At 60.6% G+C, this 12,245-nt stretch carries 13 protein-coding genes and 1 pseudogene; 9 read left to right on the top strand and 5 right to left on the bottom strand.

What is annotated here, in order from left to right; translation table 11 throughout:
* Position 1: 1 nt before the first annotated feature.
* Positions 2–820, bottom strand: a complete 819-nt coding sequence (thyX, locus tag ABIB90_RS23880; RefSeq protein WP_354201484.1) for an FAD-dependent thymidylate synthase — start codon at positions 818–820, stop codon at positions 2–4.
* A 305-nt stretch (positions 821–1,125) separates the two neighbouring features.
* Between thyX and ABIB90_RS23875 the strand changes: the two genes are divergently transcribed.
* The 4 genes from ABIB90_RS23875 to ABIB90_RS23860 all read left to right on the top strand — a co-directional run bounded on the left by ABIB90_RS23875 (position 1,126) and on the right by ABIB90_RS23860 (position 4,397).
* Complete coding sequence (locus tag ABIB90_RS23875) at positions 1,126–1,539, top strand: hypothetical protein (RefSeq protein ID WP_354201483.1); 414 nt, start codon at positions 1,126–1,128, stop codon at positions 1,537–1,539.
* A gap of 17 nt (positions 1,540–1,556) precedes the next feature.
* Positions 1,557–2,006, top strand: a complete 450-nt coding sequence (locus tag ABIB90_RS23870; protein WP_354201482.1) for a hypothetical protein — start codon at positions 1,557–1,559, stop codon at positions 2,004–2,006.
* Positions 2,007–2,010: 4 nt separating this feature from the next.
* On the top strand, positions 2,011–2,733 hold the full coding sequence (locus ABIB90_RS23865) for an SOS response-associated peptidase (protein ID WP_354201481.1): 723 nt from the start codon (positions 2,011–2,013) through the stop codon (positions 2,731–2,733).
* A gap of 218 nt (positions 2,734–2,951) precedes the next feature.
* Positions 2,952–4,397, top strand: coding sequence for a DUF1254 domain-containing protein (locus ABIB90_RS23860; RefSeq protein ID WP_354201480.1), 1,446 nt, complete (start codon positions 2,952–2,954; stop codon positions 4,395–4,397).
* A gap of 192 nt (positions 4,398–4,589) precedes the next feature.
* Here ABIB90_RS23860 and ABIB90_RS23855 read toward each other — a convergent pair whose 3' ends face one another.
* From ABIB90_RS23855 to ABIB90_RS23845, 3 genes are all read right to left on the bottom strand, one after another.
* The gene (locus ABIB90_RS23855; RefSeq protein WP_354201556.1) at positions 4,590–5,702 is read right to left on the bottom strand and encodes a SphA family protein; all 1,113 of its coding nucleotides are present in this window, start codon (positions 5,700–5,702) and stop codon (positions 4,590–4,592) included.
* 504 nt (positions 5,703–6,206) lie between these two features.
* Positions 6,207–6,509 carry a hypothetical protein gene (locus ABIB90_RS23850; protein ID WP_354201479.1) on the bottom strand — a complete coding sequence of 101 codons (303 nt, stop codon included), beginning with the start codon at positions 6,507–6,509 and terminating at the stop codon, positions 6,207–6,209.
* A gap of 56 nt (positions 6,510–6,565) precedes the next feature.
* On the bottom strand, positions 6,566–6,901 hold the full coding sequence (locus tag ABIB90_RS23845) for a hypothetical protein (protein ID WP_354201478.1): 336 nt from the start codon (positions 6,899–6,901) through the stop codon (positions 6,566–6,568).
* 914 nt (positions 6,902–7,815) lie between these two features.
* On the opposite strand from ABIB90_RS23845, the gene ABIB90_RS23840 reads away from it, so the two are divergent.
* Positions 7,816–9,135: a TAXI family TRAP transporter solute-binding subunit gene (locus ABIB90_RS23840; protein WP_354201477.1), complete on the top strand. Its 1,320-nt coding sequence runs from the start codon at positions 7,816–7,818 to the stop codon at positions 9,133–9,135.
* Between the two features lie 94 nt (positions 9,136–9,229).
* Positions 9,230–9,979 carry a bestrophin-like domain gene (locus ABIB90_RS23835; RefSeq protein WP_354201476.1) on the top strand — a complete coding sequence of 250 codons (750 nt, stop codon included), beginning with the start codon at positions 9,230–9,232 and terminating at the stop codon, positions 9,977–9,979.
* A 350-nt stretch (positions 9,980–10,329) separates the two neighbouring features.
* Here the strand turns inward: ABIB90_RS23835 and ABIB90_RS23830 are convergent, their stop codons facing one another.
* Positions 10,330–10,635 carry a hypothetical protein gene (locus ABIB90_RS23830; RefSeq protein ID WP_354201475.1) on the bottom strand — a complete coding sequence of 102 codons (306 nt, stop codon included), beginning with the start codon at positions 10,633–10,635 and terminating at the stop codon, positions 10,330–10,332.
* Positions 10,636–11,025: 390 nt separating this feature from the next.
* Here ABIB90_RS23830 and ABIB90_RS23825 point away from each other — a divergent pair.
* From ABIB90_RS23825 to ABIB90_RS23815, 3 genes and pseudogenes are all read left to right on the top strand, one after another.
* Positions 11,026–11,340, top strand: a pseudogene (locus tag ABIB90_RS23825) (SOS response-associated peptidase family protein); the annotation flags it as partial.
* Between the two features lie 44 nt (positions 11,341–11,384).
* Positions 11,385–11,789 carry a hypothetical protein gene (locus ABIB90_RS23820; protein WP_354201474.1) on the top strand — a complete coding sequence of 135 codons (405 nt, stop codon included), beginning with the start codon at positions 11,385–11,387 and terminating at the stop codon, positions 11,787–11,789.
* 111 nt (positions 11,790–11,900) lie between these two features.
* Positions 11,901–12,131, top strand: a complete 231-nt coding sequence (locus ABIB90_RS23815) for a DUF6894 family protein (protein ID WP_354102103.1) — start codon at positions 11,901–11,903, stop codon at positions 12,129–12,131.
* Positions 12,132–12,245 lie beyond the last annotated feature (114 nt).

Raw genomic sequence — 12,245 nt, 5'->3', positions numbered from 1 at the left:
GTCAGCGATCCAGCAGCCGCATGAGATCGTCCCACTCGCGTTTGGGCAGGCCGCTCGTCTGCTGATCGACCTTTTCTCCCCCGATCATCCTGCGGACGACCGTCAGGGCGGTCGCCGACAGGTTCGCCGACTTCAGATCGAACTCCTCGAACGCGGCGTGGGATAGAGGCACCCACTTCTTCATCACGTCCAGCATCCGGTCCGCATAGACGCGGATCTCGTACTGCGCGTGCGCGTCCGCTCGAAGACGCAGGAAGTTCATGAAATTATGCAGATCGACCTTCCAGTACCACTGCGTATAGAAATTCAGCGACAGATTCACCCGCGCAAGTTCGCGGGCGAGCCCTGGACTGGCGGTCGGTACCGCGTCGGTGCCTTCGCCGAGCATCTGCAGATAGTGCCGGTAGACCATCTCCGCGTCGCCGCGAAGAATCTCCAGCACCTCGGCGGCTCTTTCGTCGTCGAGCGTTTCGCCGCGCCCTTGCCGATTCGAGGAAGATTGGGCGGCAAGATGCTCCTTCGCCGGGACGTAGAACTCCTTGTCGAGGATTGAATAGCGGGCCGAATACTCGTTGACGCTCGCAGTCCTGTGCCGGATCCACTGACGCGCGACGAAGATCGGAAGCTTCACGTGTAGCTTGATCTCCGCCATCTCGAAGGGCGTAGTGTGTCGGTGACGCAGCAGGTACCTGATCAGCGCACTGTCTTCGGATACCTTGCGCGTTCCGCGTCCATAGGAAACGCGGGCAGCCTGGACGACCGACGAGTCGTCGCCCATGTAGTCCACCACGCGAATGAAACCGTGGTCGAGCACGGGCATTGGCTCGAAAAGTATCTCCTCGAGTGCAGGGACGGTCGGCCGTCGCGTGGGAGCTGCCTCTCGTCGGGCCTCCTCGATCTCGGCTCTATCGTCGTCAGATATTTCCATCCCGTGCCTTCCCGATTCCGCAAAAAGCCAGTTCCAATCGCTTCCGCGACGTTATCAGCGCCGCACTGTCACGCCTAATCCGCAGCGCCGGCTCTCGAAGGCGCCACACACCCGCTACGCGACCTCAGATATCAAAGGCTCCAGACCCGACGTTTTCGAGACTCGACAATTTTGTTCTTGATATGTTCTATTAGGGCATGACTGATCACCCCGCAAGCTGGCGCATGCCCACCAGACGGCAGATGGAAAAGCTCGGCTCCTCTCCCGCAATGGTACGAGAAACCTCGCCCACGCGGGCCGTAGGACCGGCAGACGCCCTGCCGCCGGAATACTGGCAGGCTGTTCTGGAAGACCCTCGTGCCGCCGCGAGCCCGCCTCGCTGCGCCTCCGGACGAACGCTGCGGCTGAGCCGGATTCCTGAGCATATTCTGAGGGTCGGCTGCCGCCGCTGCGGCCGGACCGTCGAGATCCAGAAGGTCGATGCCGTTCGGCTCTACGGTCCGGACGCGGTCTGGAGGGACGTCGGGCAGCGGCTGCTGGGCAACACGTGTTCGCAGCGGACCGGTCGGCATGAGGAAGACGGCTGCTGGCCGTCGTTCGATGGCGCATAGCCGGCGGCGGGACAGCCATGGCCCCCAAGTACCACCCGACGCCTCTCTCCGGAGGCGACCGCAAGGCCCTTGCCAAGGAGCTCGGCAAAGCCCGCGCCATGACGACGATCCTGGCCGCGCAGTCCGTCGAGGCCCGGGCCAAGGGCGAGGCCCTGATCCGGGCGGCGGATAAACTGCTCGCGGAAAGCTGGAACGAACTCATGTGGTCGGACGGCGCCCCCATGGACCCGTCGCCGACGATCGACCAAGCCATCAACGGCGGCTATCCTTGGCTTGAGATCGAGTGCTCCCGTTGCAAGACACGGCGAGACGTCCATATGGCCGCGCTGCGCCATCCGCCAACCACCTTCGTCCACGACCTGGCAAGCCGTCTCCGCTGCAGCAAGTGTGCTAAGGCCGGCCGCAGGCCGCCTGCCACGCTGCTGCAGCTGGCGCAGCGGGCGCGCCATGCGGATCCGGAGACCTGACCACGTGTGCAATCTGTACTCGATGACCACCAATCAGGCCGCCATCGGCGCGCTTTTCCGTGTGGTCAACCGGTACGTGGGCAACCTCGCGCCGATGCCCGGCGTGTTTCCGGATTACAGGGCGCCGATCGTCCGGACGGGCGCCGAGGGCCGCGAGCTCGCGACCGCGCGATGGGGCATGCCGTCGTCGTCCAAGGCGCTGATGGATGCGACCAAGAAGCGCGCGGAGAAGCTGCAGGCCAAGGGGAAGACGGTCGATTTCAAGGAATTGCTCCGGATGGAGCCTGACGGCGGCACCACCAACATCCGCAACGTGAAGTCCAAGCACTGGACGCGATGGCTCGGCGTCGAGAACCGCTGCGTGGTGCCGTTCAACTCGTTCAGCGAGTTCAACAAGCTCGAAGGCGGCGACATCTGGTTCGCGCTCGACGAGACCCGGCCGCTCGCTTGCTTCGCCGGCATCTGGACCAACTGGACGTCGGTGCGCAAGGTCAAGGAAGGCGAGACCACCAACGACCTCTACGCATTCCTGACGACCGAGCCGAACGCCGAGGTGGGCGCCATCCACCCGAAGGCGATGCCGGTGATCCTGACGACGCCCGACGAGGTCGAGACCTGGATGACCGCGCCGGCCGACGAGGCGCTGAAGCTGCAGCGGCCGCTTCCGGACGGGGCGCTGCGGATCGTGGCCCGCGGCGTGAAGGAAGACCCGGCGCCTGCCCCATAGGGTTCTACACAGGCCTACGGAGATGGACAATCCGGACCCTCTGGATTTCGGAATACGCGGAGTCGGACCAACAGCGATCACGGCACGCTTGGCTTTAGAGTGCAATTAATGGTACGCTTCAAAGATTAAGGTCAACCGGGCGTCGTGTTGAGCCGCTGAATTTTCCTTAGGTTCGACGAGCGCTTGTCTCCCCTTTGAACCAAAGTGAGGAGTTCGCCATGAAATCGACCCGACGATCATTCGTAAACGGCGCGGCTGCGGCCAGCTTGGCATTCACGGTCCTCAACGGAATGCCCCTGCCTGCACACGCGCAAGCAGTCACTCCTGAGGAAGCGCGGCAGATCGCCGAGAGCGCATATATCTACGGCTATTCGCTCATCACGACCTATGTCACCCAGGTTCAGATGAGCAATGTGCCAAAGGTTGAAGGGCTTACGGCGCCGACCGGACAGTTCATCAACGTTCCGCGCTATCCGCCGGCCGATTATCGTGGCGTTTCGGCGCCAAATGCGGACACACTTTATTCTCTGGGTTGGCTCGACCTCACTGAACCGCAGGTGTTCAGTCACCCAGAGATGGGCAATCGCTTCTATTTGTTCGAGCTGACCGACCTTTGGATGTCGGATTCCGAGTCATCGCCGAGCAGACGCACGGCTGACGGCAAGCCCGCCAACTACCTGTTCACCGGGCCTGGCTGGAAGGGCGAGGTACCGGCAGGCATGACGCAGTTTCCCATGGCAACGCGCTACATGGTTATTTTGGGCCGAACTTATGCTGATGGCACCGAACAGGATTACAAGGCAGTCAACGGGTTGCAGGCACAGTACAAGATCACGCCGCTTTCTTCGTGGGGCAAGCCCTATACACCTGTCGCGCCGCCGGTGAATCCGAATCCCGGGTTCAGCATGACCGACAAGCCGCAACCGCTCATCATAGCTATGGGAACGGAGGGATATTTCGATCTCATGGCGAAGCTAATGGGTGGGGATGCACCGCCAGCGGCGGGAGATGGCCCCATCCTCGCGAGCATGGCGAAGATCGGCATCGTACCCGGCAAGCCGTTTGAGATGAGCAGGCTCGATCCTGCTGTGCAGGCTGCATTGAAGGACATTCCTCAATCAGCCCTGAAAAAAATTGAAGACAACAAGGCAGCCTTGGGCGAGATCATGAACGGCTGGGTGGTGACAAAGGGGCTAGGTACCTACGGCCCCGACAGCTACATGAAGCGCGCTGTGGTGGCGGCATTCGGCTGGCCCGCCAACCAGCAGCGGGATGCCGTCTATCCCTATACCGAGACTGATTCGACCGGACAGAAGCTGACGGGCGCAAACAAGTACACCTTGACCTTCGCCAAGGACGCGACGCCGCCGGTCAACGGCTTCTGGTCGATCACCATGTACATGATCGACCAGGGCTGGTGGTTCGTTCCCAACCCGCTGAACAAATTTACCGTCAGCCTGCGCGACAATCCAAAGTTCAACGCCGATGGTTCGCTGACGCTTTACTTCCAGAATGAATCGCCGGGTAAGGACAAGGAGGCGAACTGGCTTCCGGCTCCGAAGGGCGAGTTCATCCCGATGCTGAGGATGTACTGGCCGAAGGATGAGTCGCCTTCGATCCTGAACGGCTCGTGGAAGCCCCCGGCGGTGCAAAAAGCCAGCTAAACATGTACCGCGCTGGATGCCACGCACCGGCGCGGTATTTCCCGACTGCGCAGGCAAAATCGCAGACAAGTTCGACGTCCGAGTTGGGTCAAAACGCGAAAAACTCAACGTGAGAAAATCTGGTCCGCCATGCCTCCACGAGCGGACCTCGTGGAGGGATGCCGCCGCTTCGCAAGGGCCAATTGCATGTTCCTAGTATTTTCTGACGACGGGTTTTGTTGTCGGAGGCGCTCCAGGCGCAGGCGGCGAGATAGAGAAAGTGACCCAGGTATTCCAGCCTGACGGCCGATTTTCCGCAGCGAACTCTCCGTAAGCTTTCAGATTGAGATAGCCCTGCATGTCGCCGACCGGGAAAAGGAAACCGATCTGGGGTCCGATACCAACCACCTGGGACTGGAAGCAGCCGACACGGTCACCAGAACCGCTGTCACAGCCCAGCCCCTTGTAGACATAGCCGACGAGACCGACCATGACCTGCTTCGACAGGAATTGCGATGCACCCCAGTCGAAATGCATGTCGACGCCGCTTTGATACTGCGTGGCAGTGTTTTTGAAATTGTAGGTGAAGCCGAGCACGCCGGAGAATTCGTGACCGGTCTGCGGATTGAAATAGGTGTAGCCGCCGCCGACGTCGATCGCGCCGTGTCCGATGCCGAGGTTCGACAAACGATCGGATTGGTAGGCGCCAACTGGGATGTCGCCGGTGATATAGGTCATGTAGTTGTGGACACCGGCGTTCCAGCGCAATGCGAATTGCGGCGCCAGATCCCCGAAGCCCCACGTGGTGTCGCTGATGGTGTCGGACCGCGCGAAGGGAACATTGCCGAAGGGCGTCGTGAGAACGCCGGACAAGGTCCCCGCCAGGCTGGTGCCGACGACGCCATAGGCTGCCAGGAGGGACACCGAGGCCTGGCCGCCGAGCACCGGCGTTGCAAACACATAGCTCGGGAGCACAAGGCCAAGATCGCCGGTGGCGTTGAGATGCAAATTCAGATTCGCGTTTACGTTGAGGTTGGCGGGAACTCTGCCGAGCGTGAATTCGCGCGCCCGCGCGACGTCGGCGCCGGCGGATACGGAGCTGTGATAGTAGATATTTGCGAGTGACCAACCCGGCTGCTGAGGCGTGGCCGCGAGGCTTCCGAAGAGGCCGGGGATCCAGAAACTGATGCCGTTTTCGTCGGCGAAGGCAGACGGGGCGGAAAGCAGCAGAGTGGACGTCAGGAGGGCTGCAGAAATAACTCTGCGTCGATGTGCTGTGATTGGCCGCGCACCATTAGCCGAGGCCAGTGCAATTCTCGCCTTCATAGCCGTCCCCCGCAGGATGTGTCGCCTCCGAATACAACTCGGCGATACTGTAGCCCTGGAGAAAGCAGGACTGCTATGTAAAATTCGCTCACGATTGATTTGCCAGAAAAAAGGTGAAAACTGCGACGAAAGAGCAACAGCCTCGCCGGCGCGCCCTCCTGGCCGATGCTCCGACGCAGCGGCCATCGCGTTCTCGCGGGACCGGCAATCCATCCAGCGGCTACTGCGCTGTTGATGTTCACGGAAAACGACAATCCTTCCATTCCCTTCATGGTCGGGCTAATTTTCTGGCTGACCATGATCTGCGTGAGCTTTGGCCTGTTTGCCCAGCCCGGCGCAACCGTCGCCGGCCTTGCTCGTCGCCTTCGCGCCGTCGGCCGCCGGAGCGATCTACCTTGTCCTGGAGCTCGGGCAGCCATTCGCAGGCCTGATGCAGATCTCAAGCGCACCGCTTCGCCAGGCGCTTTCGCCGCTGAGCCTTTGGCATCGACCAGGGCGGTTCAGCTACTTGGCTTGGTTGGCGAACTGCAGGCAGGTCAGCAAGCTGACGTAGCTTCGCGTGCTGTTTTCCATCCCGGCGCAGCTTACTCGGCTCGAGCTGGTAAATGTTGACCACTGGCTTTCGAGCTGGCGCTGCGCGTCCTGCTCGTCGCTTATGCACCGCTTGAGCGGCTGGTCCTCGGACATGCCAGCCGTCGCACTGGCAGTGGCCTTGCAGCTACCCCCGATGTCAAATTTAGGGACGGTATCAGCCGCGGCGACGACCAATTGCGAGCTCAGAACTATCAGCGAAATCGAGAGAGGCATCTGAAATCTCCCACTCACCAGTGCCAAGGCAGTAATGTGCCCCGAAGAACCTGCCCTCATCGAACAGATTCGACCTTCGCGGCCATATCGGGGGCGCGTCCGATCCGGTACGTCCCGTTGCCGCAATTCAGTGTCCAGACGGCGTAGTCCGGCCTGGAGCGCTTTTTGTCCCTCACCGCCCCAAGCGGCTTGTCGCATGCGAACCCCTGCAGACGTATCTGCGCGGCCAGCACCTCCTGCGGATTGTGGGCCCCCGCAAGCGGCTGCGCCTGCGCAACCGGGCTGAAAAGAACAGCGATGGCCAGCATCATCGGTCCAAGCGATCTACCCATGATCTCGTCCTTCTCGCCGTCCTTACCGCTCGCATCGCTCGCATGGCCAAGCCCATCCAACCATTGTTCAGCCTGGTCGCGCGAGGCCTATTTGGTCACTGTTCGCCGCAAATGGCTTGAGATCAATTCGAGCTGTTTGCAGCCCCTCAACTCATCTTCTTCGCCGGCGGAAGCTTCCAAGAATTGTCGATGATCAAGGGATCGTTTTCGCTCGGCCAGTACAGCCGCATCATCAGGACGAGATCGCCGCGAGGGGCCGAAAAACCTCGGCTACCTCAACGAGTATCACCCTAGCACCGAACGCAAGCGTCAGCCATTGCTATTATGCGCCTCCACGTCCATGTGGCCCCTCCGCAAAATTCCAAATGGTGCGAGGGGTCGAAAGGGGCTGATCAAACGACTTGACGCTCCGGCCCGTCTGTCATGATGTCGATTTTCCAGGAATTTTCGTACGGCACGACGGAGGGCCAGGTCCGTCCGCTACTCGCTGATATCTTCCATCCCCACCTCATCGCCGCCTCGATTTCACAGTCTCAGACGAGTGATTTGGTCCTTCGTCATCGGGCGTCTCCGCGTTGTCACACAGTGAACACCAATCTCGGACGCAACATCCGATCAAACCTCTGCCGTTTTTGGCATAGCTAACCATCGCAACCCGCGGTAGTGTTCCACGCATTCGGTTCGAGGCTTAAAAACGGAGACGATATAATGAAGCTCCTTCTTAGCCGCCTTGCAGTCACTGCGGTCAGCGCCGCGCTGACCTTGCCACAATTGGCCCCGCACAGACCGCCCCGCCAATGCTCGTCAATTGGTCAGATGAGGCAATACCCTTCGCGACGCATTCTCGCGCCGACTTGGGCATAGCCGGCATCGGCCGACAGTTCTGATACATAGTGCGGTGCGTTTGAGCGGCGGCCGCTGCAATCAAGGCGATGCAGCGATGTCCATCGGACGACGTGTCTGGAGTGGCGAGGATGTCGAGGAAATTACCGCTCTGGCTTCGCTTCTTCGCGCTTGTCGGAGTAGTGATCGTTGCGACAGGCGCAGGTCTCCTCGCCTATCGGTACTACGCTCGCCCGGTCACGCTGACCGTGGCGGTCGGGTCGATCGACGGCGAGGCAGCCAAGGCAATGTCGGCGATGGCGAGCGAACTCGTTTCGACGAACGCGCCGGTCCGGCTCAAGGTCATCGACAGCGGCACAGCGCTTGAGGCCGCTGCCGCGTTCTCCGCGGGTAAGGTCGATCTGGCCGTGGTTCGCGGCGATGTCGGCGATTTGTCGCACGCGCAAGCCGTCGTCGTCGTCAGCCATATGGTCGTACTGGTCATCGCGCCGCCGGGATCGGCCATCGACAGCATTGAAAACCTCAAAGGACGCGCGATCGGCGTGGTCGGTGGGGTGGCGAACGCCAAAATTGTCGATGTGCTGACCAAAGAATATGATTTGGCAAACGCAAAAGTTGTGTTCAAAAATCTTCCTTTGGCGGACGTCCGGCAAGCCATTCACTCAAAACAGGTCAGTGCCCTGCTGGTCGTGATTCCGCTCGCCGAAAAATACCTCTCACTCGTTCGCGGATTCTTTCAGCTCGACCATAAAAAGGTCCCGGTATTGATCCCGATCAATTCAGCGGGAGCAATTGCAGAGACAGAACGCGCCTTCGAAAGCTTCGACGTGCCGAAGGGCACGCTGCGGGGGTCGCCACCGGTGCCGGAAGATGATCTGACGACCTTGAGGACGTCGTTGTACTTGGTTGCGCAAAAGAAGCTCGGCACTGATCTGGTGACCAGGCTCACGCAGGCGATCATGAGCGCGCGCAGGAATCTTCTGCGCGAGCAGCCGATTTTCGCGCAGATCACCGCGCCCAGCACCGACCAGGATGCCTACCTTCCGCTCCACCCCGGTGCGGCCGCTGTTTACAACAGCACCACGCAGAGCTTCATGGATGAATACGGCAACTGGATCTATCTGACGCCGATGGTGTTGGGCGGCGCCGCCACTATGCTGGCGGCGGCGTGGAAATTCCTGGGGCTCGGTAGCCCCGCACCTGAAGGCCCGCTCGACTCTCTCTACGCCCTGGCACGTCGGATTCGGAAAGTCGATGCAGAGGCTGAGCTTTCGGATATCGAAGAAGAAATCGACGGCATTCTAAGAGCGGAGCGCGCCAAATCCGCTGGTGGAGACGAGCGCGCGGTGGATGATGCCACATTGAACGTTGCAGCCCACCGGCTGGAGGGCTTGATCCACGACCGACGAGCCCTGCTCGCGAAGAGGCCCGCAGTTGCTTCGGCGGCCTAGGCGACACCGCAACGTCGCGGCATGCCGTGGCACGGCGATTGCGGGAACGCAAAATGGACGGAGTGACCCCGCTGCCTCGCCACACAGGTGAATCATGAATGCAATCGCGTTATCGGGCATCACGTTTGTATGCATCGCGGGCGGCGCCCTGTTCGGTATGTTCCTTCCTGGGCATCACCTGAGCACCGATGAGAAGGATGTGGTCAGGCTGGGCACGGGCCTCATCGGGACGATAGCCGCGCTTGTCCTCGGCCTGCTGATTGGCTCGGCGAAGGGCTCCTACGACACGCAGAGCACTCAAGTGACGCATATGACGAGCAGCGTGGTAGTGCTGGACAATCTGCTGGCGCAGTACGGACCGGAGACGAACGACGTACGCCGTCTGTTAAGGCGCAGCGTCGCTGTCTTGGCCGATCGAATGTGGCGCGAGAATAGTTCCGAGGCGGCCAAGGGGACCCCTTTCGAGGCGAGCGCCGCAAGCGAGGCATTCTTCACGAAGCTGCAGCAGCTTTCGCCGCAGAACGATGCCCAGCGCTCCGTGCAGGCCAGGGCCGTACAGATCGCCACCGACATTGCGCAAACCCGCCTGCTGCTGTTCGCACAGACGAGCAACTCAATCCCCATGCCGTTCCTGGTGGTGCTGATTTTCTGGCTCACCATCATCTTTGGAAGCCTCGGCCTGTTTGCCAAACCCAGCACAACCGTTTTCTGCGCGCTGTTCGTTTTTGCACTGTCGGCCGCGGGAGCGATCTACCTGGTCTTGGAGCTTGGTCAGCCATTTGCGGGTTTGATGCAAATTTCCAATGCGCCACTGCGCAACGCTCTCACGCCGCTCAGCCCCTAGGCCATTCGAATGATCGAGGTTGTTGAGTTGATTGAACGAGATCTTCTCGTTCTCCGAGGTGGCCGTATGGAGCGCGACGGGACCAGGTGACGAGCGAGAGACGCAAAATTCGATTCCAGTTCGCGCGAGCGGCCGGGTGCGCAACGCTCCGGGATACGGTGACACGGAGTCACGACGAACGAGGCGGCACGGTTCCGACACCCGCCGCCGCTGTCTACGACAATCCAGGCCCTACCCGGCAGCCGCCGGCGAAACAGCGGCTCTAACGAGCTGCGTGCCGGCAGAAGATTGCCTGTGAGGTCAAAGTTGATCAGAGGAGCGCGGTAAGAGCGCGGAAACGGCGCATCTGATCACTGCACTTTGCGCCCGAGGTCTCTAAGGAGCGAGTGGAGAAAATCACTCGCATGGTCGTACCGCGCGCCGCCGCTCGCGATTTCACGGGCCCGCGGCTCCACCACACTACCGACGGTTTCCGGACCGAGGAGATCCGCTTTTTCAGACCATTGCTGCAGCAGGCGATCGGGAATGTATTCCGCAGACCCGAACAACGTCAAAAGGCATTCCTCGGCTTCGGCTTTGTGGTCGTGATGAGCTTTCGCCCAGTAAAAAGCGAATAGTCCACGAAAAGCATCACGGGAAACGGCTGGTTTTGCCATTGCAATGCCCCGCAAAATTGAACGCCCAACGAAGAGGCCACCCAAAGGCGGCCCCAGGAGTTCATTAAGTTGATTTAAAAAACGCGTACTGAAACGCCTGCCGCAGCGTTGCCGTTGCTTCAGAACCCGGGTGAAAATAGATGCGGATAAACGTGCCAGCCCCGGTCACAGGAGCATGCCAAGATGATTCGCTTCTGCCAACTAAAATCTGACGACTGCCGGGAAATTCCGGCAACCCCAAACCTATGTTAGTTTGAGTGACGTACGCGTCGAGCCGTGCGGCGAGCAAAATATCTGATGATCGTTTACGTGCTCGACGAACTAGACAACGCCGTCGAACAGGCGCTCGCCTGGTGCGGAGCGGATGAGCCGAGGGGCGGCGACGTCTAGTTCGCACTCGACGAGACCCGCCCGCTCGCGTGCTTCGCCGGCATCTGGACCAACTAGACGTCCGTCCGGAAGGTCAAAGAAGGCGAGACCACGAACGACCTCTACGCTTTCCTGACGACGGAGCCTAACGCAGAAGTCGGCGCCATCCACCCGAAAGCGATGCCGGTGATCCTGACGACGCCCGAAGAGGTCGAGACCTGGATGACCGCTCCAGCGGAGGAAGCCCTGAAGCTGCAGCGACCGCTCCCGGACGGCACACTGAGAATCGTGGCGCGTGGGGCGAAAGGGGATCAAGCTGCTACTGAAAATCGCTGAGACCCGTCCCTACGCCAATCAGGAAAGCCGCGGTCCGCAAACTGGTGGAGTTAGCGACCGGTGTCGCGCCGATTCAGGACGGGCGAATTCATATCGAGAAGATCAACGCGCCATTCCTGTTCACGCTCAAGGCAAAAAGCAGCGAGGTCGGTGCCGGCCTCGAGTTCGCTCTCGAGCCCGGCTGGCTCGAGCTGCACGAAAGCGGCACCTATGTGTGGATACTGGCGCAAGGCATCGACTGTTTCCGCGTCAGTAAAGCAACAGCACCGATAGCCACGCCGCCAGCGACGCACAGAGACCGATCCCCAGATAAGGCAATGCAAGGCGCATCGGCTTCCCTCCGAGACGCGAAATATATTGCGAGCATCGCATACCTGCGAGCGGCCGACCACGAATCTACGGTTGCGTCGAACCACTTGGAACCACCGGCCTCGCAGGCCAATTGTTAACCTGCCAAGCATCGCCGCCGATGCTGGCGGAGCGGCCCCGGTCTACTTGCCCCAAAGCCCCCCAACCGGGGCCGTCTCTCCGACCTCCACAAGCGGCACGTGAGGACTGCTATGCCACGGTATTATTTCCACGTTCATCATGGCCACATCGAACTAGACCGCGAGGGTGAGGAATTGCCGGACAAGCATGCGGCTTGGCGAGAAGCGACGGTGACGGCGGGACAGATTCTGCAAGGCCTCGATGGCAGCCTGCGCCCACAGGAGGATTGGAGCATGGAGGTCGTGGACGAATTTCAGAACCCGCTTTACACGCTGCGTATCAGCGCCGAGAAGCCGAAGTGATGAAGCTTCTAATAGTCGCGGCAATCATCCTCACGGCGCTCATTGCGTTTTCGGTGTGGGTGATTGCGTTATGACCTTCGAGACATCGGGTTCTTCGAGACCGTTTGCTTGCTG

It is taken from the genome of Bradyrhizobium sp. JR4.1 (genome assembly GCF_040548605.1).
GTDB classification, from domain to species: Bacteria; Pseudomonadota; Alphaproteobacteria; order Rhizobiales; family Xanthobacteraceae; genus Bradyrhizobium; species Bradyrhizobium canariense.
The sequence above is the reverse complement of the archived record's forward strand: the minus strand, read 5'-3'. Positions and strand labels throughout refer to the sequence as shown.

Bases quoted from the DNA above. Each gene is read 5' to 3' on its own strand.
- thyX (WP_354201484.1), bottom strand. From the start codon at position 820: ATGCCCGTGCTCGACCACGGTTTCATTCGCGTGGTGGACTACATGGGC.
- ABIB90_RS23875 (WP_354201483.1), top strand. From the start codon at position 1,126: ATGACTGATCACCCCGCAAGCTGGCGCATGCCCACCAGACGGCAGATG.
- ABIB90_RS23870 (WP_354201482.1), top strand. From the start codon at position 1,557: ATGGCCCCCAAGTACCACCCGACGCCTCTCTCCGGAGGCGACCGCAAG.
- ABIB90_RS23860 (WP_354201480.1), top strand. From the start codon at position 2,952: ATGAAATCGACCCGACGATCATTCGTAAACGGCGCGGCTGCGGCCAGC.
- ABIB90_RS23855 (WP_354201556.1), bottom strand. From the start codon at position 5,702: ATGAAGGCGAGAATTGCACTGGCCTCGGCTAATGGTGCGCGGCCAATC.
- ABIB90_RS23850 (WP_354201479.1), bottom strand. From the start codon at position 6,509: ATGCCTCTCTCGATTTCGCTGATAGTTCTGAGCTCGCAATTGGTCGTC.
- ABIB90_RS23840 (WP_354201477.1), top strand. From the start codon at position 7,816: ATGTCGAGGAAATTACCGCTCTGGCTTCGCTTCTTCGCGCTTGTCGGA.
- ABIB90_RS23835 (WP_354201476.1), top strand. From the start codon at position 9,230: ATGAATGCAATCGCGTTATCGGGCATCACGTTTGTATGCATCGCGGGC.
- ABIB90_RS23830 (WP_354201475.1), bottom strand. From the start codon at position 10,635: ATGGCAAAACCAGCCGTTTCCCGTGATGCTTTTCGTGGACTATTCGCT.
- ABIB90_RS23815 (WP_354102103.1), top strand. From the start codon at position 11,901: ATGCCACGGTATTATTTCCACGTTCATCATGGCCACATCGAACTAGAC.